We start from the raw sequence: 22,202 nt of genomic DNA, 5'->3' as shown, positions 1-22,202 counted from the left end.
TTTTTCAACTTCCTTTTGGCTTCGATGAACTGAAGCAACTTGCTGCCGAAAACTTCATAACTCATTGTTTACCAAGGAGTTTTCCGTTTCGACTGCGCTGGAAGTGGGGCGAATTATAGGCTTCCAGAATCTGCCGTCAAGGCTTAATTCAGGTTTTCTATCAATACGGCTGCAAACTCCATGATCCTTCTATATAGAAAGACTTAAACGGCAAATTGAGCAATATATTGCTCATTACTCAACAGTTAAGCATCATAGCGACATCTGCTCATCGACTATGACTTCGGAAGAACACCTCCAATGACCTCCCCTCCCCGCGGCCTGGCCTGCGCACTGTTTCCCGTCGGCCTGCTGTTGATCGCTATGGCCTCCATCCAATCCGGTGCCTCACTGGCCAAGAGCATGTTTCCTATTGTCGGCGCGCAAGGCACAACTACTCTGCGCTTGATCTTCGCCAGTGTGATCATGCTGCTTCTATTACGCCCATGGCGCGCCAAGCTGACGGCAAAGTCCCTGCGCACAGTGATCATCTACGGGATGGCGCTGGGTGGCATGAACTTCCTCTTCTATATGTCCCTGCGCACCGTGCCCTTGGGAATTGCTGTAGCACTGGAATTCACAGGCCCGCTCGCCGTCGCTATCTACGCGTCGCGGCGAGCAGTCGACTTCCTCTGGATTGCGCTAGCAATTATCGGCCTGCTCCTGCTGATCCCAATGAGCGAGGCCAGCAGCGGTATCGATTGGGTTGGAGCAGCTTACGCGCTGGGCGCAGGGGTATGCTGGGCGCTCTATATCCTGTTTGGCCAAAAGGCGGGGAATGACAACGGTGTCCAGACCGCCGCCCTCGGCGTAATGATTGCAGCCCTGTTCGTTGCGCCGATCGGCATCGTGCATGCCGGCACCGCATTGCTGACGCCCGCCCTGATCCCTATCGCCATTGGCGTTGCGATTCTGTCGACGGCCTTGCCCTATACGTTGGAGATGGTCGCACTGACTCGTCTCCCCGCACGCACGTTCGGTACGCTGATGAGTATTGAACCGGCGTTCGGCGCCCTCTCCGGCCTGTTCTTCCTGAATGAGCACCTATCCCTCGCCCAGTGGCTGGCGATTACCTGCATTATCCTGGCTTCCGTGGGCGCCACTTTGACGATGCGCAACGAATCAAAACCGCTGGTGCCCGCCGACTGACCTCTTTAACACAAGCTCTGGTATTTGCCGCTCATTTAGGCCATGTTTAAGCCGTAACCGAATGTCATTCATGGAGAATTTCGACACGGACAGCATGAACGCTACGCTCGAGAGCGAGTAAGCGGCTCTGTTCTTCTGCAGAGCGGCTATTAAGGATGGGAATGAAACGAATTTTGATACTGTTGTTGGTTGTGGGCATCGTTGGCTGTGCTGCAACCACCAAAACAGAAGTGAAACGGGGCAAAAAAGGGCTGCACATCAACTGTTCTGGCCTGTCCTCCTCCTGGGACCAGTGCTACACCAGTGCAGCCAATTCATGCGGTGCCAAGGGTTATCGGGTGATTGCCAAGTCCGGCGACAACTCCGAGGAGCCTGGGGACTATCCGTTCGGCCTCAATCCTGCCGGCTATACCAGCCGCAGTATGATCGTCATTTGTAAATAGCTGCCGAGCAGCCTCTCTTGGCTGCTCGTCTCAAATTCCCACCACATTCCAAATGCCTTTTGCGACACGGCGGCTAAACTCCTGCTCGATCATCGAGCCAATGGAGTTCCCATGACGCACAACAAGAAAATCGTATTGGTAGTCGGTGCAGGTGACGCAACCGGTGGTGCCATCGCCAAGCGCTTTGCCCGCGAAGGCTACATTGCCTGCGTTACCCGTCGCAGCGCCGACAGACTGCAACCCCTGGTAGACAGCATCCAATCGGCAGGCGGTGAAGCCCACGGTTTTGCCTGTGACGCACGTAAAGAAGAAGACGTTATCGCACTGGTCGAGAAAATCGAGACCGAACTGGGGCCTATTGAAGCGTTTGTCTTCAACATCGGCGCCAACGTGCCTTGCAGCATTCTGGAAGAAACCGCACGCAAATATTTCAAGATCTGGGAAATGGCGTGTTTTTCCGGTTTCTTGAACGCACGTGAAGTTGCCAAGCGCATGGTCACCCGTAACCGCGGCACCCTCCTGTTCACCGGCGCGACTGCGGGCTTGCGCGGAGCCGCAGGGTTCGCCGCGTTCGCCGGTGCAAAGCACGGTATCCGCGCCCTCGCCCAGAGCATGGCGCGGGAATTAGGCCCGCTGGGCATCCACGTCGCCCATGTGGTGATCGACGGGGCCATCGATACCGACTTCATTCGCGAGAACTTCCCGCAAAAATATGCCCTCAAGGACCAGGACGGCATCCTCAACCCAGACCACATTGCCGACAACTACTGGTACCTGCATAGCCAGCCACGGGACGCATGGACGTTCGAACTGGATCTGCGGCCCTGGAGCGAACCCTGGTAACACGCCCCTATAACAATAAGCAGCGAGTATCGACCATGAGTAAAATCCTGGAGTTTTTCTTCGATCTGGGCAGCCCCGCCACTTACCTGGCCTACACCCAGATGCCGGCTCTCTGCGCCGAAACCAGCGCACAGCTGGTGTATCAGCCGATGCTGTTGGGCGGCGTATTCAAGGCCACTGGCAATGCCTCACCGATCATGGTACCGGCCAAGGGGCGCTACATGCTGGATGACTTGGCGCGTTACGCCAAACGCTACAATGTACCGCTCAGATTTAACCCGCACTTCCCCATCAATACCCTGGTACTGATGCGCGCAATCACCGGCATGCAAATCCACCAGCCTGAGCGCTTCCTCGACTTTATCGATTGCCTGTTCCGTGCGCTCTGGGTAGAAGGCCGTCACCTGGGCGATCCCGAGGTCGTGGCCAGCGTCCTCAGCGATCATGGGTTCGATCCAGAGCAAGTACTGGCCCTGTCCAATGACGAAGCCGTCAAGAACACCCTCAAGGACAACACCGAACAAGCCGTTAAACGCGGCGTGTTCGGTGCCCCCAGCTTTTTTGTGGGCGATCAGCTGTTCTTTGGCCAGGACCGTCTGGACTTTGTGCGCGAAGCCCTCAGCTAGATTTAGCTTGCAGCCGGCGCGGGCCGGCTGCAACAAATCAAATGGCCGCGGTGCGCACCTGCAGCCACTCGAGCGCCGCACCACTGAGCAACGGGCTCAAGCGCTCACGCACTTCGGCGTGGTACGCGTTGAACCACTCGCGCTCATCCGCCGTCAGCAACGACGGCTCCAGGCAACGGGTATCAATCGGGCACAAGGTCAGGGTTTCGAACTTGAGGAATTCGCCAAACTCGGTCTTGCCCGCTTCACGGTTAAGTACCAGGTTTTCAATGCGTACGCCCCAACGACCGGGACGATAAGTACCTGGTTCAATCGAAGTAATCATCCCCGGCTGCATCGCCGTTTGTGGCGCAGCAGCAGCCTGGTAGGCAATGACCTGCGGCCCCTCATGCACATTGAGGAAATAACCTACGCCATGGCCTGTACCATGGCCGTAGTCCACCCCTTCGGCCCAGATCGGCGCACGGGCAATGGCGTCCAGCAACGGTGACAGGATGCCTTTGGGGAAGTGCGCACGGGACAGGGCAATCACTCCCTTGAGCACCCGTGTGCAATCGCGTTTCTGCTCTTCACTCGGCGTACCGATGGGCACCATGCGGGTGATGTCGGTGGTCCCGCCCAGGTATTGGCCACCCGAGTCGATCAACAGCAAGCCATCCCCTTCGATCAGCGCGTGCTCTTCTTCGGTGGCGTGGTAGTGCGGCATCGCGCCATTGGCGTTGAACGCGGCAATGGTGTTGAAGCTAAGCGACACATAACCGGGGCGACGGGTACGCGCAGCGGTCAGGTGTTCGTCGATAGTCAGTTCAGTGATGCGCTCACGGCCCAAAGCACTGTCGAGCCAGGCGAAAAATTCGCACAATGCCGCGCCATCCTGCTCCATCGCCTGGCGGATATGTTCCGCGTCCGCCAGGCTCTTGCGGGATTTGGCAAGCGTGGTCGGGTTCAGACCTTCCACCAGCTTGACGCCAGTGTCGAGGTTTTCCAGCAAGCCAGCCGTCACGCGTGCGGGGTCCACCTGCAAGCTTGCACCCGACGGCACGGCACGCAGCGCATCGGCCACATCGCTGTAGTCGCGCAAGGTCACGCCATCCTGCTCAAGCACGGCCCTCAGTTCGGCATCGACCTTGCCCAGCGCCACAAACAAGGTGGCCTGCTGTTGATTGATCAACGCAAAGGACACGAACACCGGATTGAACGACACATCACCGCCGCGCAGGTTAAATAACCAGGCGATGTCATCCAGCGTCGCGATGAAATGCCAGTCGGCGCCCTTGTCTTTCAAGCTGGCGCGCAATGCGGCAAGTTTCTCGCCACGGCTGACGGTGGCTTGGGGCGGCAGATGCTGGTAGATCGGCTGGTTCGGCAGCGCCGGGCGGTCTTGCCAGACCTCGTTGAGCAGGTCGATATCGGTACGCAAACGGGCACCGCGCTCGGCCAGCTTGCTACCCAGCGTACGTGCCGAGGCCACGGCCATGACCGCACCATCCACGGCCACCACGCCGCCTTCTGGGGTTTGCTCGGCCAGCCACTCCAGCGGCCCAGGTTGGCCCGGTTGCAGTTTGACCAGCTCGATGCCGCTGCCCTTGAGTTCCTTGGTCGCCTGTTCCCAGTAGCGGCTATCAGCCCAGACCCCGGCAAAATCCGCCGTGACGATCAGTGTCCCCACCGAACCATGAAACCCTGACAACCACTGGCGCCCTTGCCAGTAACCCGGCAAGTACTCGGACAAGTGCGGGTCGGCCGATGGCACCAGCAGGGCATGGATGCCCTCGCGACGCATCAGTTCACGGGTATGCGCCAGGCGCTGGGGAACCGTTCCATGGGTCAAAGGCTGCGTACTCATTGTGTCTCCTGCTAACCACTAATAATTGTTATGTACTGCAAATGATAAATCAGACCGCCCAGAACGCCGGCGCGCTGGCCAGTGAGGCCTTGATCAGCCGGGCCGCTTCGTCGATATCCTGTTCGGTGGTAAACCGGCCCAGGCTCAAGCGGATAGTGCGTCCGGCGCTGCGAGCATCATGCCCCAAGGCCAGGAGCACATGGGACGGCGCATTGCTTGCCGAATTGCACGCAGAAGTCGCGGAAAAGGCAATGCCCGCGCTCAGTGCGGCGGAATTGAATTCGCCTTCGCTGAACGTCAGGCTGAGGGTATGTGGAATACGCTGGGTGGGGCTGCCATTGAGACGCAGGCCGGCGACTGACGCCAGTTGATCCAGCAGGCGCTGGCGCAGCGCAACAATCGTGGCCTTCTCATCAGCGAAGGACGCCGCCGCCAAGGCGAATGCTGTGCCCATACCCGCAATCTGATGGGTCGCCAGGGTGCCGGAACGCAAGCCCCCTTCGTGACCACCGCCATGAATCTGCGCCAGTACCTTCTGCTGTGCCCGAGGCCCGACGTACAACGCGCCGATACCCTTGGGCCCGTACAGTTTGTGCGCAGAGAACGACATCAAGTCCACCGGCCACTGGGCCAGATCAATGGCCACCTTACCCGCCCCCTGCGCCGCATCCACATGGAACAACGCGCCATGCTCACGCACGCGGGCGCCGATGGCCGGGATGTCGTTCAGGGTGCCCAGCTCGTTATTGACCAGCATCAGCGAGACCAGGAAGGTGTCCTCGCGCAGGGCTTCGCTGACGGCGTCGACGCTGATCAAGCCGTGGGCATCCGGCACCAGGTAAGTCACCGCCACGCCGGCGTCCTGCAATTGCCGCGCGGTATCCAGTGTGGCCTTGTGCTCAATCTGGCTGGTGATGATATGCCCACCCGCCACACCACGGGCCTGGGCCACGCCCTTGAGCGCCAGGTTGTTGGATTCTGTAGCACCGGAGGTCCAGACGATCTGCTCAGGCTGGGCGCCGACCAATTCGGCGACCTGGCGACGCGCCTGTTCAACCGTATGCCGAGCCGCCTGACCAAACGCATGGGAACTGGACGCAGGGTTACCGAAGTTGGCATTGAAGCCCAGACACTCGACCATCACCTGGATAACCCGCTCATCCACCGGAGTAGTGGCGGCGTAGTCGAAATACAACGGACGTTTATTCATGACGTTAAAAACTCGCAGAGCGTATTCCCGAGAGCAGCGTCTCAGGCGGCATCGACCAGAACAGAGGTCGTCAGGTTTAACCGATCGAGTGCCATTAAAGAAGGACCACTTTGTTTAAATGTGCGTAGGAACGCTCCTGAAATTCAGCTTAACAGGCTGAGGTAGCCCCATGGCAAACAAAAAGCCCGAGGTTCCTTATGGGACGCCTCGGGCTTTTTGCCGCAGGAAGCGGGCTCAACTGGGACGACCATGCAGGACGACGCTGCGCTCGGCGTTCATTTCACCCTGGTGATCAAAGCCGAAGGGTTGTTGTGGCTGGCCAAGCAACGCGGCGCGCTGGCGTTGATAGTCGTCAAACGACAAACCACGGCGGCCCAGGGCCTCCAGGGCCAATTGCCTGGTTTCTTCCGCGGTATAAGGCCGTAGCTCCGGTGACGGCTGAGTCGCACAACCGGCAAGGACAGAGGTGACAAGTAAAAAAGAAACAGCGAGCAAACGGTTCATGGCGGAGGCCCTGCGAAGGTGGTTTCAAGTCAATGAACACAGGCTACTCCCGCCCCTTCGCGGTGAAAAATCACCGTCCGTGATAGTCGCTATCAACCGTCACGGCATACCAGATAGCATCTTCTGCTTATTCACTTAAGACCTATAAATATAGAAATACGCACGTTTACGGAATAACCGTATTCTTCTATACCTACCCCATGAACCAGTCCATGCCGATTCCGACGCTCCATTTCAAACAGAGGTGCCCATGCAGCTTTTGACCCTCCCGCCCTCGCCCGCCCTCGCGACGTCGATCCGTGCCACGGCCCAGGTTTTCGAAGACCCGAAATCCCAGGCGTTGCTCGAGCATATCCGGCAAGTGGCGCCGAGCGAAGCCAGCGTACTGATCATCGGCGAGACCGGCACCGGCAAGGAGCTGGTGGCGCGGCATATCCACAACCTCAGCGCACGGCGCAACCGGCAGTTCGTGGCGGTGAACTGCGGAGCCTTCTCTGAATCCCTGGTGGAGGCCGAGCTGTTCGGCCACGAGAAAGGCGCGTTTACCGGAGCCCTCTGCGCCAAGGCAGGCTGGTTCGAAGAAGCGGACGGCGGCACTTTGTTTCTCGATGAAATCGGTGACTTGCCGATGGCTATCCAGGTCAAGTTGCTGCGGGTGTTGCAGGAGCGTGAAGTGGTGCGCCTGGGTTCGCGCAAGAGTATTCCAATCGATGTGCGGGTCCTGGCCGCCACCAACGTGCAACTGGAAAAGGCCATCAACGCCGGGCACTTCCGCGAAGACCTCTACTACCGCCTCGACGTGGTCAGCCTGGAGCTCAGCCCACTGCGCGAGCGCCCCGGCGATATCCTGCCGTTGACCCGGCACTTTATCGAAACCTATAGCCGGCGCCTGGGCTACGGCCTGGTCACCATCAGCCGCGAAGCCGAGCACAAGCTCCGTAGCTACAGCTGGCCGGGCAATATTCGCGAGCTGGAAAACGTGATTCACCACACCCTGCTGACCTGCCGCAACGGTGTGATCGAGCGCGACGACCTGCGCCTGTCGAACCTGCGTATCGAGCGCCAGGACGACAGCCGGCATGGCCTCGATAACAGCGCAGAAGCCCTGCTGGCACGGGCGTTTCAAAAGCTCTTCGAGGAGCAGGCCGGCGCCCTGCACGAAAAGGTCGAGGACGCATTATTACGCGCCGCTTACCGCTTCAGCCATTACAACCAGGTGCACACCGCCAACCTGCTGGGCTTGAGCCGCAATGTGACGCGCACGCGCCTGATCAAGATCGGCGAGTTGGCGGTGAACAAGCGTCGGCCAGGGGAAAACCTGCAAGGCGAGCGAATGCTGCATCTATCCATTTAGCCTGCAGTGCAACGCGTCATCCTGGCTGCGCTCAAAACTGCGCAGCACCTGGAACGAACCAAAGGTCACGGCCGTGGCCTGGTGAGCACGGATCAGCGTCCAGAAATCCGCATCGCCCTGCTCAAAGCACTTGAAGGCCGCCTCACCGGCCTCGCGGGATTGCCATTGCAGGTAATTGAGCACCCGCCGACCATCATCGCTGACCTGTACGCTGGCGCTCAAAAAGCCGCCATGGCCTTCGGCCAGGCGCTCGCTCTGGGTGGTCAAGGCTGCCACCAGGGCGGATTGCTGACGGGGTTCGATGTGAAATTCGATCAATTGGGTGAAGCTGCGATTTTTCTCTGATACCTGCATGAACACACCCCTTTCTTTGTAGGCAGAATCTTGCGATTCGATGCCACGCAGGGTAAAACCTCTAGTTAAGTCGAGGTCAAGCACTGCTTGGGAGTTTTGCATGCTCAACAAGGAACTCAGCGTCGGTCAGTTGGCGGCCCGCAGCGGGGTGGCGGTCACTGCCCTGCATTTCTACGAAGCCAAGGGGCTGATCAAGAGTAATCGCAATGCCGGTAACCAACGGCGTTATCCACGGGACGTACTCCGGCGGGTGGTGGTGATCAAGATCGCCCAGCGCTTGGGCATTCCACTGGCGACCATTGGCGAAGCATTGCAGACGCTGCCCGATGGGCGCACACCTAACGCTCGCGACTGGGAACGTCTGTCGGCGTTGTGGCGTGAAGACCTGGATGAGCGCATCAACAAGCTGATGCTGCTGCGGGACAAGCTCAATGGCTGCATCGGTTGTGGATGTCTGTCGATGCAGGCGTGCCCGCTGCGCAACCAGGATGACCAGCTGGGTGAGCGCGGCCCCGGTGCCCAGCTGTTGGAGCCCACCCTTGATTCCGACCTGTAGGCCCAATCAATGGTGGGGTGGTGCGGCGTGACCTATAGTGAAAAGGCTGTCACTCCATAACCACAATAAAGGAGAACGTTATGAGCGTTAAACCTATTCCCGACGGTTATCACGGCATTACCCCCTATCTGGGGATCAACGAGGCCGCAAAGGCGATCGAGTTCTATCAGAAGGCCTTCGACGCCACCGTGTCCATGCGCCTGGACATGCCCGACGGCAGGGTCGGCCACGCGGAGCTGCGTATTGGCGAAGCGATGATCATGCTGGGCACCCCCTGCGATGAAACGGCCCTGCGCAACCCGGATACACACCCCAGTGTCGGTTTGCACCTGTATGTCAACGATGTGGATGCACAGTTCAAACAGGCCATTGAGGCAGGCGCCATCGAAGTGTCTGCCCCACAGGACCAGTTCTATGGCGACCGCTCCGCGAGTGTGAAAGATCCGTTCGGGCACCTGTGGTTCCTGGCTACACATAAAGAAGACCTGACCGAGGAGCAGATCCGCCAGCGTGCCATGGAGATGTTCAAACCGTAGTGCATTCGAGGTGGGAGGGAGCCCCCTCCCACATTGGATCTCCTCTGTTTGAAGGGCCGGGCTTCTACACACTTCATGAACATCCCCCCCACACTTTTCCCCTTGCCCCAACCGCCGTGTGATTCCAGGATGCAGGTCATCATCACAAGGAGTCATTCCATGTTTGCCGGCTTCGAGAAAGACCAGTGCCACGTCAATGGCGTAGACATAAACTACCGCAGAGGCGGTACAGGCCCCGGCCTGCTTCTGCTCCACGGGCACCCGCAAACCCATGTCATCTGGCATAAAGTCGCCGAGCAATTGGCCGAACACTTCAGCGTGGTGGCTGCCGACCTGCGCGGCTATGGCGACAGCAGCAAACCTGCGGCCAACGAACACCACACCCATTATTCGAAACGGCAAATGGCCCGGGACGGTGTCGAACTGATGCAGGCCCTGGGCTTCGACACGTTCTCGGTGCTGGCCCACGACCGTGGCGCCCGCGTCGCCCATCGCCTGGCCCTGGATCAACCCAAGGTTGTAAAACGCATTGTGCTGCTGGATATCGCGCCAACCCTGGCGATGTACGCCCAGACCGATGAAGCCTTCGCCCGCGCCTACTGGCACTGGTTCTTCCTGATCCGTCCGGCGCCGTTGCCGGAAGCCCTGATCGAAGCCAACCCCGAGTTGTACCTGCGCAGCGTCATGGGCAGCCGCAGCGCCGGGCTTAAGCCATTCACCGACGAAGCCTTCGCCGAGTACCTGCGCTGCCTGACATTGCCCGGCACCGCCACCGGTATCTGCGAGGACTATCGCGCCGCCGCGAGCATCGACCTGGAACATGACCAGGCTGACATCGACGCCGGCCATCATTTGAATCTGCCTCTATTAGTGATATGGGGCGCCGACGGCACCGTCGGCCGCTGTTTCGACCCACTCGGAGAATGGCAGAAAGTCGCCACCAACGTACGTGGCAAGGCGTTGCCGGCCGGGCACTACATAGCAGAAGAGGCCCCGGAGTTATTGCTGGTTGAAGCCCTGCCCTTCCTTCTCGCAGCCAAATAAGCTGTGGACTCCCGTCGTGGCCGCTACCCGAGCACAGCGGCCTCCCCAACCGATGCTATCCTGGCGACTCACCCTCCCACACCTGCCTGCGATGACGAACAAAAAAGCCACCGTGCCCCTGCCCGAAGACCTGCGGGTATTCCTCACCGTTATCCGCAAAGCCGGCTTTGCCGCAGCCGCCGACGAACTGGGCTTGTCCCCAGCCTATGTCAGCAAGCGTATCCAGATCCTCGAAACCACACTGGCCACGCGCCTGCTGCACCGCACCAGCCGACGCATCGCCCTGACCGAAGACGGCGAACGGGTGCAGCGTTGGGCTGTGCGCATCCTCGAAGACTTTCAGCAACTCTCGGATGAACTGTCCGACGCCCATGACAGCCCCCGTGGACACCTGCACTTGTGCAGCAGCTTCGGCTTCGGTCGCAACCATGTGGCCCCGGCCCTGTCATTGCTGGCAGAAAGATACCCAGGACTGGACATCCGCCTGGACTTGTTCGACCGCGTGGTGGATATCGTCAGCGAAGGCTTCGACCTGGAGATTCGGGTGGGCGATGACATCCCCGGCCAGCACATCGGACGGCGCCTGGTGAGCAATCGTCGAGTGCTGTGCGCCGCACCGTCCTACTTGCAACGCCGGGGCACGCCGCGGCAATTGAGCGACTTGGAGCACCATGACTGCCTGGTGATCAAGGAGCGCGATAATGCCTTCGGCATCTGGAACCTGGAGCGCGATGGCACAGCGCACAGCGTGCGCGTTCGCGGGCCGCTGTCATCCAACAACGGCGAGATCGTGTTGCAGTGGGCACTGGACGGGCGCGGTGTACTGCTGCGCTCGATGTGGGACGTGAAGCCGCTGCTGGAGCAAGGCCAGCTGGTGCAGGTGCTGCACGACTACACCCAAAGCGCCAACGTGTGGGCGGTGTACCCGACACGCCTGGCCTACTCCGGCAAACTGAGGGCTTGTGTGGAGTTTCTACAGGAGCACTTCAAGGGTTTGTCGATCTGACACTCCGGTAGGCAGCGCAGCCCAGCCATATCGTCATGACCACCAACGCGGTCAATGGCAACCCATGAAACAACACGATCACCTGGGCCGGCGTCCACGTCATATAGAACGGCCCGACCACCAGCATGCCCACGCCAAAGCCCGCCATCTGGATCAGGGTCAAGAGGCTGAACAGCGGCAAGCGCAATCTATCGGGCTCGCTTTGCGCGCGGGAGATCAATGCCACCTCGGACAATCCGTCGCCCAGCCCCGCCCACACCACCAGTAACAATGCCAGCCACAGTTCGGTCTGTTGGAAAGTCAGGATAAAGCCACTGGACATCAACGCTACACCGAGCATGAACAAACGCTCCATGCCTTGGGTTCCACAGCCTTTCAACACCGCGCTGGCGATGCGCGCGCCAATAAACTTGCCACAGGCCCACACGGCCAGCAGATAGCCCATGACCGTCTTGGCCGTGTCCGGGGAAATATACTGCGACAGCACGGGCCAGCCGACGTTATGTGCTGCGCTGCCAAGGGTATCGAGCATGCTGATCAGCAACATGACGGTCAGCACCGGCGCGCCACGCAGCCCCTTGGTCAGCGCCTGCCATTCGGCGGCGAGCCCGCGATGGGCCGCAACGGCCACGCTATACAAGGCACGCAGGGGCAAGACCAGGCAAGCAGCAATCACATAGGTGCCGATATTGACGGCAAACACCGCTTCAAATCCACCTGTAGCGATCAGCAAGCCTGCGAGCAAACTGCCAAAGACCGCGCCGGTGGCAGCCGCCGAGGTGATCCATGCGTTGGTATTTACCCGCTGTTCAAGGGCGACCCAGGTGGGCAATTGACTGTTGAGGCCAATGGCGAACAGCGAATTACACAGGCCGAGGCCAAAGGCGATAAAGGGCAACAGCGTGAGTTGATGGGCCGGTAACAACACCAGCAGCGGCGTCAGCAATAATGCCCGCGCCAAATCCAGCCCCGCCAATGTGCCGCGCCCGGCAAACCGACGAAAAAACGGAATGCCAAACAGGCTGGCAACAATGCCGCCGGTGACCCGGCAGGCGAGGAAGATGCTGACAAACACCACGCTCTGACTGAGCCAATACACATAAGTGGACAATGCCACCATGTTGAGGAACGCCCCGAAATCCGACACGCCGCGGGCAAAGATGATCAGGCGTGCGTTGCGGGTCGACAGGGTCGATTGAGGATCAACGTTCAGCACATCCATGTTACGAACTTTCCTTGAGTGAGCCGACGCCCATGTCGGTCCCACTTAAGTCGACGACGCACCCGGTGTCAACCGAGCCAGGGCTTCGTCGTCAGGTGCTGGCGCTCAAATGCCTCGATCTGCTCGCTGCGCTGCAAGGTGCTGCCAATTGCATCCAGGCCGAATAACAGTGCCGTTTTGCGCAAGGTGTCGATCTGGAACGGGATCAACTGGCCATCCGCTAGACGAATCTGCTGGGCCTCAAGGTCAATACTGATCTGCGCCTGGTCTGCTTGACTGATGGTTTGCGCAAGCCGGTGCAACACCGCCTGTTCCAGAGTGATCAATAACAGCCCGTTGCGCTGGCAGTTGTCATGAAAAATTCCGGCGAAGCTGCTGCCGATCAAGGCGCGAATGCCCATTTGCTTCAGGCCCCACACCGCATGCTCGCGGCTGGAGCCACAGCCGAAGTTCGGCCCCACTACCATAAAGTTCGCGCCTTGCCAGGCCGGTTGATTGAGCACGAACTCGAGATTTGGTGCACCGGACGGCAAAAAACGCAGGTCAAAAAACAGTCCACGGTCCAGGCCATCGCGGTCGATGCCCTTGAGAAACTGCTTGGGCATGATCACATCGGTATCGATATTGGCCGCCAGCATCGGTGCGGCTTTGCCAGTGACCAGGGTGAAGGGTTGCAGGCTCATGGGCGCTCTCCAAGGTCACGGATATCGGTGAGCCGGCCGGTGATGGCGGCAGCGGCGACCATCGCCGGGCTCATCAAGTGAGTGCGGGCACCCGCGCCCTGGCGGCCTTCGAAATTGCGGTTGGTGCTGGAGGCACAGCGGTCGCCGGGGGCCAATACGTCGTCGTTCATCGCCAGGCACATCGAGCAGCCCGACTGACGCCATTCGAAACCAGCGGCGATAAAGATCGCGGCCAGCCCTTCGGCTTCGGCCTGGTCCCTGACTTGCGTGGAGCCCGGTACGATCATCGCGCGTACATGATCGGCCACCTGTTTACCGCGCACCACGCGGGCGGCGTCGCGCAGGTCTTCGATGCGCGCGTTGGTGCAGGAACCGATAAATGCATGGCTGATGGCGATATCGCTCAGCGGCACGCCGGGTTCCAGGCCCATGTAATCGAGGGCCCGACGCATGCCCTGGCGCAGGATCAGATCGCTGACGTGCTGCGGGTCGGGCACGCGGGCGCCAATGGACGCGGCCTGGTCGGGGCTGGTGCCCCAGGTGACCATGGGTTCCAGGGTGGCGGCATCCAGTTGGACTTCGCGGTCAAACACCGCGCCCTCGTCACTGCGCAGCGTGCGCCATTGACGCAGGGCTTGTTCCCACAGCGCCCCCCGGGGTGCGCGAGGCTTGCCCTTGAGGTAGGTGAACACCTTGTCATCCGGCGCCATGAACGCGCCGCGGGCGCCGGCCTCCACGGCCATATTGCAGATGGTCATGCGCGCTTCGACACTCAGGGCATCAATGGTGGAGCCACGGAACTCGATGGCGTAGCCGGTGGCGCCGGAAGCACCGATCTGGCCGATCAGCGCCATGATCACGTCTTTGGAGGTCAAGCCCGGCGCCAGCTCACCGTCGACGCTGACCCGCAAGGTCTTCAAGCGTTTATAGACCAGGGTCTGGGATGCCAGCAGATGCTCGATTTCCGAGGTGCCGATGCCAAAGCCGAATGCGCCCAAGGCACCGTAAGTGGTGGTGTGGCTGTCACCGGCGGCAATCACCATACCGGGCAGGATAAACCCCTGCTCCGGCGCGATCACGTGTTCGATGCCTTGATGCTTGTCGAGGACATCCAGCAGTTCGATGCCGAAATCCCGGCAGTTTTCTGCAAGATAGGCCACCTGTCGCGCCGCGCCGGCATCCGGCATGGTCGCGACCCGCGTGGGAGTGGTGGGGTTCACATGGTCAACCACCGCCAGCGCCGTGCCGGGGCGCCACACCGTGCGCCCGGCCTCGCGCAAGCCGCTGAACGCCTGGGGGCTGGTGTATTCGTTGATTACCTGGCGGTCTATATAAAGCAGGACATGGCCTTGGTCATCCAGGGCGCACACCGTATGGGAATCGATGTGTTTGTCGTAGAGGGTTCTGGCAGTCATTTTATTGCGGGCTCGCTCGACGGGGTCCGCCCATCCTAGCCAGCCGCCCTGCCCCATCAATGGCGACTGGGTGATCGCATGAAACATGTTTCGTGTTCGATCAACGATTCCATACCGCCTGAATGTGAACCTGAAACATTTACTTTCATATATGCCTTAGGGATTTCTCATTCTCATCCGTCTTAATTTAGATACAGCCCGTCGCGTCAGCAAAAGCTACGACTGGCCTTTTCCGGGCCTCCATTGCCCCCTCCTATCAAGACCCTCATTAATCATGTCGAAGAAGTCACGCTCCAAACTCTGGTTTCTCGTGCATAGCTGGCTGGCATTGCCCATCTGGTTCTTTGTACTGATCGTCTGCGTTACCGGCACCCTGGCGGTGGTCAGCCAGGAAATCGTCTGGCTGGCCAACCCGGATATCCGTGCGAGCAAGCCGTCGGATGACGCCCAGCCGCTGAGCTTTGGCCAGGTGATCGCCGCCATCAATCGCGATGAACCCCAGGCTATCGTGCAATCCATCAGCCGCCCGGATGAATCGCACTTCGCCCTGAGTGTCGACCTCAGCTACCCGGATGGACGCTCCGTGGAGGTCTACGCCAACCCCTATACCGGAGCGATACAGGGCATCAGCCCGTCGTTCAACTTCCAGCAATTCACCCGTGCCCTGCACGGCTGGTGGCTGGTGCCGTTCACCAACGGCTACAGCTGGGGCTGGTACCTGGTGTCATTGCTTGGCTTGCCGCTGCTGGCCTCGCTGGTTACCGGCCTGGTGGTGTACAAGCGTTTCTGGAAAGGCTTCTTCAAGCCAACCCTGCGTTTTCGCCATGGTGCGCGTATTTTCTGGGGGGACTTCCACCGCCTCAGCGGTATCTGGTCGATCTGGTTTATCGCGGTCATTTCCATCACCGGCACCTGGTTCCTGATCCAGGCGATCCTGGGTGACAACCAGATTTCCATCTCCAGCGAGCCGGTCGTGCCGGTGATCGCCCGCGAGAAAGTGCCAACCTCTGCACCTGGCGTACCCGCGCCGATGATTGCGCTGGACGACGCAATCAAGATTGCGAGCCAACGCATTCCCGGGCTGGAAGCCTCCTTTTTGGTCCTGCCGTTCAACGCCTACAGTCATTTGCAGATTGGCGGCCGGGGCTGGTACCCACTGATGTTCCAGACCGCACAACTGAACCCCTATGACGGTGAAATCGCCGTCACGAACCTGCTGTCCGACCGTACCGCGCTGGAGTTCGTCACCGAATCCATGCGCCCGCTGCACACTGGTGACTTTGGCGGCTTGTGGATCAAGTTGATCTGGGCATTCTTCGGCCTGGTGCTGAGCATGATGGTGCTGAGCGGCTTGCTGATCTGGACCAAGCGCACCGCCCTGGCCACCCTCAACGCCCTCAAGCGCGAAGCCAAGACCCAGCGGCAACCCGCGCCCATCCCGGCCATGCAGGCTGAAACCTCGGAGGCCCAGCGATGAGCAAGGTCGCGACTGTACCGCCATCCCCCCTGCGCGCCTTCTGGCTGAAATGGCGTTTCCACATCAACATCCTGCTGTTGCTCGTGCCACTGGGGTTCATGCCCAAGTACTTCGCCGATGCCGCGCTGTTTCGCGGAGATACCGGTATCGGCGAGCGCGTGGCTGGGCAAGTGCAAGTCGGCCCGTGGAGCCTGACCCTCGCCGAGCTGCGCAATGAAGGCCCACGGCCAGACCCTGCCGGACCGATGAAATTATTCAATGCCGCCCTGTGTGACACCTGCACCAATCAGGTCAAGGCCACCTACCTGCGCATCGGCAAGCCGCGCAGCCTGCGCGCCGCCGGGGTGATCTTCTTTGGTACGCCGTACCGCATGGGCGCCGCCCTTCCGGTGCCGGAACGCACACCGGTAGACGCCGAAGTGTGGGTGACCATGGAAGGTTGGGACGGCAGCATGCACCAGGGTTCCATCCCGCTGAGCCAGGCCTCGCCTGCCACCATTGCCTGGCTGAACAAGCAAGGAGTCAAACCATGACCTTCAAGCGCCTGAGCCGCGCCGCACTGTTGCTGTGCGCCGCTTTCAGTACCACCGCCTTTGCCCACAACCCGATGTGCGAATGCAAGGAAATCCCCGGCGAGCAGATCCAGTGCAAGGGCGGCTTTTCCGACGGCAGCGGCGCCCCCGGTGTGACCCTGGATGTGATCGGCTACGACGAGACCATCCTGGTGCCGGGCAAGCTCGGAGAGGATTCAACCCTGACGTTCAAGAAGCCTGCTGCCGAGTTCTATGTGCTGTTTGATGCCGGCCCCGGCCACGTCGTGGAAATCGACCAAGCGGATATCCAGGCGCAATGACTACCACACAGGTTGTACGCCCCGCCGGTGCAGGTCATGAAACCCTCTACGTGCTGTTGCTGTGCCTGATCATCCTGGCGGTGGCGGGTACGGTGGTGGCGCTGCACGGTGAAACCCAGGCAGTCGCGGCAGTGCCAAGCCACCAGCTGGACGCCCGCCGCGACCTGAGCGCCGCCGAACAAGGTATCTATGCCGACCTGCGGGTGACGCTGGATGAAATCCACCTGTTGCAACAGGAGCAAAATGCCCTACCGACACCTGAGCAACTGGCCGAGGAAGGCTTCGCGCCCTTTGCCCAGGATGCCAGTTCGGTCAGCCGTGGCGCCCACCGCTGGCAGCTGTTGGCCCCGGCCGCCTACCTGGGTTTGAGCCAGGTTCCGGCCACCAGCGGTTCGCTGCTGATGCGCGTGCTGGGCAACGAGCCGGATATCTGGCTCAACCGCAGCGCCAACCTCGCCGCCCCCTCCGACCTCACTGACCAGGCGCTGATTGCGGCCGGCTGGCAGCAAGTGGTCGCGCAATTCGATGCCGGCGTCACTCGCCAGCACCGTCACTGAACGAGAAGACCGATTGCCCATGTCTATTTCATCGCCCCTGTTGCGCCTGTTGCTGGTCAGCTTTCTCAGCCTGATACTCGCCCCGCTGGCGAATGCCGATGCGGCAAAGCGCCTACGTATCGGCATCACCCTGCACCCTTATTACAGTTATGTGGCCAATATCGTCGGCGACAAAGCCGAGGTGGTGCCGCTGATCCCGGCCGGCTTCAACCCCCACGCCTACGAGCCACGCGCCGAAGACATCAAGCGCATCGGCACGCTGGATGTGATCGTGCTCAACGGCGTCGGCCATGACGACTTTGCCGACCGCATGATTGCCACCAGCGAGCGCCCGGACATCCCGGTGATCGAAGCCAACGCCAACGTGCCGCTGCTGGCCGCGACCGGCAATGCCGCACGCGGCGCAGGCAAGGTGGTCAACCCGCACACCTTCCTGTCGATCAGTGCCTCGATAGCCCAGGTCAATAACATCGCCCGCGAGTTGGGCAAGCTCGACCCGGACAACGCCAAGGCCTACACCCAGAACGCCCGCGCCTACGGCAAGCGCCTGCGCCAGATGCGCGCCGACGCCCTGGCCAAGCTGACCAGCGCCCCCAACCCGGACCTGCGCGTAGCAACGGTGCATGCCGCCTACGACTACCTGCTGCGCGAATTCGGCCTGGAAGTCACCGCCGTAGTCGAGCCGGCCCACGGTATCGAACCGAGCCCCAGCCAGTTGAAGAAAACCATCGATGAGCTGCGCGCCCTGGATGTGAAGGTGATCTTCTCGGAGATGGATTTCCCGTCCACCTACGTTGACACCATCCAGCGTGAATCCGGAGTCAAGCTGTACCCGCTGTCGCATATTTCCTATGGCGAATACAGCGCTGAAAAGTACGAAGTGGAAATGACCGGCAACCTCAACACCGTGGTCCGTGCGATCCAGGAGTCGGGGGCATGACGGCGGCAGAGCAACTGAACGTAGTCAGCGTCGGTCCGACCCTGGACTTCGACCAGGTATCGCTGACCCTCGGCCGCACCGTGATCCTCGACAGCGTAAGTTTCCAGGTACAGCCGGGCAGCATCCACGCACTGGTAGGTCCCAACGGCGGCGGCAAAAGCTCGCTGATCAAGACCCTGCTGGGGCAGACGCCCCACCAGGGCCGATTGAGCCTGGAGTGGCCGACCACGCCCGGCACCATCGGTTATGTGCCCCAGGCACTGGAGTTTGACCGTGGTTTGCCGATGACCGTGGATGATTTCATGGCCGCCATGTGCCAGCGCCGCCCGGCGTTCCTGGGCCTGTCCAGGCATTACGCCGCCGCCATTGGCGAAGCGCTCGAACGGGTAGGCATGCAGGACAAGCGCAAGCGTCGCATGGGCGCGTTGTCCGGTGGCGAACGCCAGCGCGTCCTACTGGCCCAGGGCCTGATCCCGGCGCCGCAATTGCTGGTGTTGGATGAGCCGATGTCGGCCCTCGACGAAGCCGGCATCCAGGTCTTCGAACGCTTGCTCAATGACTGGCGCCTGGCCGGGATCACCGTGCTGTGGATCGAGCACGACCTGGAAGCCGTCGGCCGCCTGGCCGACCGTGTCACTGGCCTGAACCGCCGTGTGCTGTTCGACGCCACGCCTAAAGAAGCGCTGACCCCGGACCGCCTGCTGACCCTGTTCTCCACTCACCCTCGGAGCGCGGCGCAATGAGTTATGAAGCCTTTCGCCTGATGGTCCAGGGCTGGGCCTCTTCCGGTTACCTGCCAGAAGCCCTGGCCTACGGGTTTGTGGTCAACGCCCTGCTCGCCGGTTTGCTGATCGGCCCAGTACTGGGCGGCTTGGGTACGCTGGTGGTGGTCAAGCGCTTTGCGTTTTTCTCCGAAGCGGTCGGCCATGCCGCACTGACCGGCGTGGCCGTGGGTATCCTGCTCGGCGAACCCTACACCGGGCCCTATGGCAGCCTGTTCGGCTACTGCCTGCTGTTCGGCATCCTGCTGAACTACCTGCGCAACCGTACCGGCCTGGCGCCGGATACCCTGATCGGCGTGTTCCTGTCGGTGTCCCTGGCACTGGGCGCCAGCCTGCTGCTGATCCTGGCCGGCAAGATCAATGTGCATATCCTGGAGAACGTGCTGTTTGGCTCGGTGCTGACGGTCAATGGCAACGACTTATTGGTATTGGCAATCGTCGGTTCGCTGGTGATGGCCCTGGCGTTGCCGCTGTACAACCGCATCATGCTTGCCAGTTTCAACCCGCAGTTGGCGGCGGTGCGTGGTGTCGCGGTGAAAACCCTGGATTATCTGTTCGTGATTCTGGTGACACTGATCACCGTCGCGGCGGTCAAGGTCATCGGCGCGATCCTGGTCGGTGCGCTGCTGGTGATTCCGGCCGCCGCGGCACGCCTGTTGAGCCAGTCGCTCAAGGGGTTCTTCTGGGTGTCGGTCGTCATCGCCACCGTCAGCACCCTGTGCGGGATCCTGCTGCCGATCATCTTCGACCTGCCGATCCCGTCCGGCGCCGCAATCATCCTGGTTGCCGGTATCGCCTTTGCCTTCGCCGCCATTGCCCGCGGCACCGTGCCCAGCCTCAAAGGGAATCTTGGATAATGCGCCCTGTCTTTCGCCCAATGGCCCTGGCCATCGCTTGCTTGATCAGTACTTCGGCGCTGGCCGCCGTTGATGGTTTCGATCCAAAGGAATTCAAGGCCAACCACGGCCTCGGCCATGCCGCGCTGACCAAGGCCAAGTCGATAAAACCGGTCAAGGTCCTGGCCTCGCTGCCCATCACCTACGGCTTGGCCGAAGTGCTGCTCAAAGGCACCGACGTGCAGCTTGAACGTGCGGCCCCCGCCAACCTGCCAGGCTCGCGGCAGGTGTCCTATTTCACCGGCCGCGGTGCTGCGGCACTCAATACCTTGGCACAGGAAGCCGACGCCGCCATCGGCCTGCGTTCCCTGTGGGCCGATGACCCGCTGTACCCGGTGGCGCGTCGCAGCAATATCCGTATCGTGGAAGTGGATGCCGCACGCCCGGTAGACGGCGGCTTGCCAGGGATCGCCGTGCAACCCGGCGGCGCCGATGGTTTGAACAGTCAACCCTGGCAATCGAGCAACAATATGGGGCGCATGGCCGATGTGATGGCCGCCGACCTGAGCCGCCTGGCACCGGGCGCCAAACCGAAGATCGACGCCAACCTGGCCGCCCTCAAGCAACGTCTGCTCAAGCTCAACGCCGACAGCGAGGCGCGACTGGCAAAAGCTGACAACCTGAGCGTGGTCAGCTTGAGCGATCACTTTGCCTACTTGGTCAGCAGCTTGAACCTGGAACTGGTCAGCACCGATGCGCGACCCGATGCCGACTGGACGCCTGAGGCGCTGCAGAAACTCAGTACCGACTTGAAGGACAACGATGTGGTGATAGTGCTGCACCACCGTCAACCAAGTGAGACGGTGAAAGCGGCTGTCACTGCCGGCGGCTCCACGCTGCTGGTGTTGAATGTGGACGGTGCCGACCCTGTGACCGAGTTGGAAACCAATGCGGATCAGGTGATCAAGACGCTGACGCCATGACATCCACCCCCACATGAATCGCATCATGACGCCAGAACTCCAGGTCACAATCGATCAGGCGCTGGTGCTGGTCATAGTTGACCCGGGCGATGCGCAAGCCCGGGCTGCCCACCGACACGCGCAACGCGGCGGCGGCCTCCACTGGCAGGGAAGTCGGCACGATTTCAAAGCGCACCCGTCCATAGTGCAAGTCGTACTTGCGCGCATACAGCTCGGTCATCGACTGATTCAAATCACACGCCAGGATCCCCGGAAAATACCGGGGGTTCAGGTAGTGCTCCACGTACAGCACCAGACGCCCGTCGATCCTGCGGCTGCGGCAAATCTGGATCACGCTGGACAGCGCCGGCAATTGCAACCATGCACACACTGCCGCCGACGCCGGTTGCAGCCGCGCTGAAATCACTTCAGTGGAGGCCACACGCCCCTGGTCGCTGACCATCGCGTGAAAGTGGCTGCGTTGCATCAGGTTATAGGCCAGTCGCGGCGGCGAGACGAACCAGCCACGACGCTCTTCGCGATAGATCTGCCCTTGAGCCTCCAGCTGTAACAAGGCTTCCCGCACGGTAATCCGAGTGGTACCAAACAACTCGCTGAGCTTGCGTTCGGCGGGCAACTTGCTGGCTGGCGGCAACAGGCCATGGTCGATCTGCTCTTGCAGCGCCAGGCCAATGGAGGTTACCGCCTTGATTGCCTCATCACGCATCAACGTTACCTATCTGGACTAGACCAGCACCGTTCGGGTGCACAGAACGTGCGCTATCTGGGCTTTTGCTGTTGCGTGCCAGCCTAGGCATTACAGATGACCGACAGATGACAGCGGGCGTAGCCCTTCCTACCACACCCTGCAATACATCGGCCAAGTCCAGGGCCTGCGGGCACTTGGGCATGGTCTACGCTAAGTTTGCGCTGAGCGACATCAGCGCTTTGAAAACGACATCGAC

General features: G+C 60.7%; 25 protein-coding genes. 17 read left to right on the top strand and 8 right to left on the bottom strand.

The annotated features are described in order from the left end of the window. The first annotated feature begins 300 nt into the window (after nt 1-300). The 4 genes from rhtA to ASD70_RS09720 all read left to right on the top strand — a co-directional run bounded on the left by rhtA (nt 301) and on the right by ASD70_RS09720 (nt 3,100). Nucleotides 301-1,188 (top strand): threonine/homoserine exporter RhtA, encoded by an 888-nt coding sequence (rhtA, locus tag ASD70_RS09735; protein ID WP_046069007.1) that lies wholly within the window; start codon nt 301-303, stop codon nt 1,186-1,188. Nucleotides 1,189-1,349: 161 nt separating this feature from the next. Then, on the top strand, nt 1,350-1,631 hold the full coding sequence (locus tag ASD70_RS09730; protein WP_046069008.1) for a hypothetical protein: 282 nt from the start codon (nt 1,350-1,352) through the stop codon (nt 1,629-1,631). 111 nt (nt 1,632-1,742) lie between these two features. Beyond that, a complete protein-coding gene (locus ASD70_RS09725) occupies nt 1,743-2,474 on the top strand; it encodes an SDR family oxidoreductase (protein WP_056846324.1) in 732 nt (243 codons plus the stop codon). A 35-nt stretch (nt 2,475-2,509) separates the two neighbouring features. Beyond that, nucleotides 2,510-3,100, top strand: a complete 591-nt coding sequence (locus tag ASD70_RS09720) for a 2-hydroxychromene-2-carboxylate isomerase (protein WP_046069010.1) — start codon at nt 2,510-2,512, stop codon at nt 3,098-3,100. Between the two features lie 37 nt (nt 3,101-3,137). On the opposite strand, the gene ASD70_RS09715 is transcribed toward ASD70_RS09720, so the two are convergent. From ASD70_RS09715 to ASD70_RS28275, 3 genes are all read right to left on the bottom strand, one after another. Next, nucleotides 3,138-4,946 (bottom strand): aminopeptidase P family protein, encoded by a 1,809-nt coding sequence (locus ASD70_RS09715; RefSeq protein ID WP_056846323.1) that lies wholly within the window; start codon nt 4,944-4,946, stop codon nt 3,138-3,140. Between the two features lie 49 nt (nt 4,947-4,995). Further along, entirely contained in the window at nt 4,996-6,156 is a 1,161-nt protein-coding gene (locus ASD70_RS09710; RefSeq protein ID WP_056846322.1) for a cysteine desulfurase family protein, read from the bottom strand. Nucleotides 6,157-6,390: 234 nt separating this feature from the next. Next, complete coding sequence (locus tag ASD70_RS28275) at nt 6,391-6,660, bottom strand: hypothetical protein (RefSeq protein WP_080944644.1); 270 nt, start codon at nt 6,658-6,660, stop codon at nt 6,391-6,393. Nucleotides 6,661-6,910: 250 nt separating this feature from the next. Here ASD70_RS28275 and ASD70_RS09705 point away from each other — a divergent pair, with 250 nt between their 5' ends. Further along, entirely contained in the window at nt 6,911-8,014 is a 1,104-nt protein-coding gene (locus tag ASD70_RS09705; RefSeq protein WP_056846321.1) for a sigma-54 interaction domain-containing protein, read from the top strand. Here the strand turns inward: ASD70_RS09705 and ASD70_RS09700 are convergent. Beyond that, nucleotides 8,003-8,368, bottom strand: a complete 366-nt coding sequence (locus tag ASD70_RS09700) for an antibiotic biosynthesis monooxygenase (RefSeq protein WP_056846328.1) — start codon at nt 8,366-8,368, stop codon at nt 8,003-8,005. The two genes, ASD70_RS09705 and ASD70_RS09700, sit on opposite strands and share 12 nt — an antisense overlap. A gap of 100 nt (nt 8,369-8,468) precedes the next feature. Here ASD70_RS09700 and soxR point away from each other — a divergent pair, with 100 nt between their 5' ends. The 4 genes from soxR to ASD70_RS09680 all read left to right on the top strand — a co-directional run bounded on the left by soxR (nt 8,469) and on the right by ASD70_RS09680 (nt 11,510). Continuing rightward, nucleotides 8,469-8,924 carry a redox-sensitive transcriptional activator SoxR gene (soxR, locus tag ASD70_RS09695; RefSeq protein WP_046069014.1) on the top strand — a complete coding sequence of 152 codons (456 nt, stop codon included), beginning with the start codon at nt 8,469-8,471 and terminating at the stop codon, nt 8,922-8,924. Between the two features lie 80 nt (nt 8,925-9,004). Next, complete coding sequence (locus ASD70_RS09690) at nt 9,005-9,460, top strand: VOC family protein (protein WP_056846320.1); 456 nt, start codon at nt 9,005-9,007, stop codon at nt 9,458-9,460. 159 nt (nt 9,461-9,619) lie between these two features. Continuing rightward, nucleotides 9,620-10,504: an alpha/beta fold hydrolase gene (locus ASD70_RS09685; RefSeq protein WP_046069016.1), complete on the top strand. Its 885-nt coding sequence runs from the start codon at nt 9,620-9,622 to the stop codon at nt 10,502-10,504. Nucleotides 10,505-10,595: 91 nt separating this feature from the next. After that, nucleotides 10,596-11,510, top strand: a complete 915-nt coding sequence (locus ASD70_RS09680; RefSeq protein WP_156382915.1) for a LysR substrate-binding domain-containing protein — start codon at nt 10,596-10,598, stop codon at nt 11,508-11,510. On the opposite strand, the gene ASD70_RS09675 is transcribed toward ASD70_RS09680, so the two are convergent. The 3 genes from ASD70_RS09675 to leuC form a co-directional block, all read right to left on the bottom strand. Beyond that, entirely contained in the window at nt 11,491-12,732 is a 1,242-nt protein-coding gene (locus tag ASD70_RS09675; RefSeq protein WP_056846318.1) for an MFS transporter, read from the bottom strand. The two genes, ASD70_RS09680 and ASD70_RS09675, sit on opposite strands and share 20 nt — an antisense overlap. Nucleotides 12,733-12,800: 68 nt before the next feature. Beyond that, the gene (gene leuD, locus ASD70_RS09670; protein ID WP_046069019.1) at nt 12,801-13,415 is read right to left on the bottom strand and encodes a 3-isopropylmalate dehydratase small subunit; all 615 of its coding nucleotides are present in this window, start codon (nt 13,413-13,415) and stop codon (nt 12,801-12,803) included. Next, nucleotides 13,412-14,830 carry a 3-isopropylmalate dehydratase large subunit gene (gene leuC / locus ASD70_RS09665; RefSeq protein ID WP_046072527.1) on the bottom strand — a complete coding sequence of 473 codons (1,419 nt, stop codon included), beginning with the start codon at nt 14,828-14,830 and terminating at the stop codon, nt 13,412-13,414. Before leuC ends, leuD begins: the two co-directional genes overlap by 4 nt. Before the next feature lie 274 nt (nt 14,831-15,104). Here leuC and ASD70_RS09660 point away from each other — a divergent pair, with 274 nt between their 5' ends. Genes ASD70_RS09660 through ASD70_RS09625 form a run of 8 tightly spaced genes read left to right on the top strand, consistent with a single transcriptional unit; the run spans nt 15,105 to nt 21,258 of the window. Continuing rightward, nucleotides 15,105-16,307: a PepSY-associated TM helix domain-containing protein gene (locus tag ASD70_RS09660; RefSeq protein ID WP_056846317.1), complete on the top strand. Its 1,203-nt coding sequence runs from the start codon at nt 15,105-15,107 to the stop codon at nt 16,305-16,307. Next, complete coding sequence (locus ASD70_RS09655) at nt 16,304-16,840, top strand: hypothetical protein (protein ID WP_043050327.1); 537 nt, start codon at nt 16,304-16,306, stop codon at nt 16,838-16,840. Before ASD70_RS09660 ends, ASD70_RS09655 begins: the two co-directional genes overlap by 4 nt. Further along, nucleotides 16,837-17,160 (top strand): hypothetical protein, encoded by a 324-nt coding sequence (locus ASD70_RS09650; RefSeq protein ID WP_056846316.1) that lies wholly within the window; start codon nt 16,837-16,839, stop codon nt 17,158-17,160. The genes ASD70_RS09655 and ASD70_RS09650 overlap by 4 nt, the downstream gene beginning before the upstream one ends. Then, nucleotides 17,157-17,717: a DUF6162 family protein gene (locus ASD70_RS09645; RefSeq protein WP_056846315.1), complete on the top strand. Its 561-nt coding sequence runs from the start codon at nt 17,157-17,159 to the stop codon at nt 17,715-17,717. Before ASD70_RS09650 ends, ASD70_RS09645 begins: the two co-directional genes overlap by 4 nt. Nucleotides 17,718-17,736: 19 nt before the next feature. Further along, nucleotides 17,737-18,657 (top strand): metal ABC transporter substrate-binding protein, encoded by a 921-nt coding sequence (locus ASD70_RS09640; protein WP_046069022.1) that lies wholly within the window; start codon nt 17,737-17,739, stop codon nt 18,655-18,657. Beyond that, nucleotides 18,654-19,400: a metal ABC transporter ATP-binding protein gene (locus tag ASD70_RS09635; RefSeq protein WP_056846314.1), complete on the top strand. Its 747-nt coding sequence runs from the start codon at nt 18,654-18,656 to the stop codon at nt 19,398-19,400. The genes ASD70_RS09640 and ASD70_RS09635 overlap by 4 nt, the downstream gene beginning before the upstream one ends. Continuing rightward, a complete protein-coding gene (locus ASD70_RS09630) occupies nt 19,397-20,296 on the top strand; it encodes a metal ABC transporter permease (protein ID WP_056846313.1) in 900 nt (299 codons plus the stop codon). Before ASD70_RS09635 ends, ASD70_RS09630 begins: the two co-directional genes overlap by 4 nt. Next, complete coding sequence (locus ASD70_RS09625) at nt 20,296-21,258, top strand: metal ABC transporter solute-binding protein, Zn/Mn family (protein ID WP_056846312.1); 963 nt, start codon at nt 20,296-20,298, stop codon at nt 21,256-21,258. The genes ASD70_RS09630 and ASD70_RS09625 overlap by 1 nt, the downstream gene beginning before the upstream one ends. On the opposite strand, the gene ASD70_RS09620 is transcribed toward ASD70_RS09625, so the two are convergent. Further along, nucleotides 21,239-21,964, bottom strand: a complete 726-nt coding sequence (locus ASD70_RS09620) for a UTRA domain-containing protein (protein WP_046069026.1) — start codon at nt 21,962-21,964, stop codon at nt 21,239-21,241. The genes ASD70_RS09625 and ASD70_RS09620 overlap by 20 nt on opposite strands. Nucleotides 21,965-22,202: the final 238 nt, after the last annotated feature.

The organism is Pseudomonas sp. Root569 (assembly GCF_001427465.1).
Classification (GTDB): Bacteria; Pseudomonadota; Gammaproteobacteria; order Pseudomonadales; family Pseudomonadaceae; genus Aquipseudomonas; species Aquipseudomonas synxantha.
The sequence above is the reverse complement of the archived record's forward strand: the minus strand, read 5'-3'. Positions and strand labels throughout refer to the sequence as shown.

Coding starts and splice junctions, on each gene's coding strand:
- ASD70_RS09640 (WP_046069022.1), top strand. CDS start 17,737: ATGTCTATTTCATCGCCCCTGTTGCGCCTGTTGCTGGTCAGCTTTCTC.
- ASD70_RS09625 (WP_056846312.1), top strand. CDS start 20,296: ATGCGCCCTGTCTTTCGCCCAATGGCCCTGGCCATCGCTTGCTTGATC.
- ASD70_RS09705 (WP_056846321.1), top strand. CDS start 6,911: ATGCAGCTTTTGACCCTCCCGCCCTCGCCCGCCCTCGCGACGTCGATC.
- ASD70_RS09720 (WP_046069010.1), top strand. CDS start 2,510: ATGAGTAAAATCCTGGAGTTTTTCTTCGATCTGGGCAGCCCCGCCACT.
- ASD70_RS09690 (WP_056846320.1), top strand. CDS start 9,005: ATGAGCGTTAAACCTATTCCCGACGGTTATCACGGCATTACCCCCTAT.
- ASD70_RS09700 (WP_056846328.1), bottom strand. CDS start 8,368: ATGCAGGTATCAGAGAAAAATCGCAGCTTCACCCAATTGATCGAATTT.
- ASD70_RS09655 (WP_043050327.1), top strand. CDS start 16,304: ATGAGCAAGGTCGCGACTGTACCGCCATCCCCCCTGCGCGCCTTCTGG.
- ASD70_RS09635 (WP_056846314.1), top strand. CDS start 18,654: ATGACGGCGGCAGAGCAACTGAACGTAGTCAGCGTCGGTCCGACCCTG.
- ASD70_RS09650 (WP_056846316.1), top strand. CDS start 16,837: ATGACCTTCAAGCGCCTGAGCCGCGCCGCACTGTTGCTGTGCGCCGCT.
- ASD70_RS09675 (WP_056846318.1), bottom strand. CDS start 12,732: ATGGATGTGCTGAACGTTGATCCTCAATCGACCCTGTCGACCCGCAAC.
- ASD70_RS09685 (WP_046069016.1), top strand. CDS start 9,620: ATGTTTGCCGGCTTCGAGAAAGACCAGTGCCACGTCAATGGCGTAGAC.
- ASD70_RS09660 (WP_056846317.1), top strand. CDS start 15,105: ATGTCGAAGAAGTCACGCTCCAAACTCTGGTTTCTCGTGCATAGCTGG.
- ASD70_RS09630 (WP_056846313.1), top strand. CDS start 19,397: ATGAGTTATGAAGCCTTTCGCCTGATGGTCCAGGGCTGGGCCTCTTCC.
- ASD70_RS09715 (WP_056846323.1), bottom strand. CDS start 4,946: ATGAGTACGCAGCCTTTGACCCATGGAACGGTTCCCCAGCGCCTGGCG.
- ASD70_RS09680 (WP_156382915.1), top strand. CDS start 10,596: ATGACGAACAAAAAAGCCACCGTGCCCCTGCCCGAAGACCTGCGGGTA.
- ASD70_RS09725 (WP_056846324.1), top strand. CDS start 1,743: ATGACGCACAACAAGAAAATCGTATTGGTAGTCGGTGCAGGTGACGCA.
- leuC (WP_046072527.1), bottom strand. CDS start 14,830: ATGACTGCCAGAACCCTCTACGACAAACACATCGATTCCCATACGGTG.
- ASD70_RS09645 (WP_056846315.1), top strand. CDS start 17,157: ATGACTACCACACAGGTTGTACGCCCCGCCGGTGCAGGTCATGAAACC.
- soxR (WP_046069014.1), top strand. CDS start 8,469: ATGCTCAACAAGGAACTCAGCGTCGGTCAGTTGGCGGCCCGCAGCGGG.
- ASD70_RS09710 (WP_056846322.1), bottom strand. CDS start 6,156: ATGAATAAACGTCCGTTGTATTTCGACTACGCCGCCACTACTCCGGTG.
- ASD70_RS09620 (WP_046069026.1), bottom strand. CDS start 21,964: ATGCGTGATGAGGCAATCAAGGCGGTAACCTCCATTGGCCTGGCGCTG.
- rhtA (WP_046069007.1), top strand. CDS start 301: ATGACCTCCCCTCCCCGCGGCCTGGCCTGCGCACTGTTTCCCGTCGGC.
- ASD70_RS09730 (WP_046069008.1), top strand. CDS start 1,350: ATGAAACGAATTTTGATACTGTTGTTGGTTGTGGGCATCGTTGGCTGT.
- ASD70_RS28275 (WP_080944644.1), bottom strand. CDS start 6,660: ATGAACCGTTTGCTCGCTGTTTCTTTTTTACTTGTCACCTCTGTCCTT.
- leuD (WP_046069019.1), bottom strand. CDS start 13,415: ATGAGCCTGCAACCCTTCACCCTGGTCACTGGCAAAGCCGCACCGATG.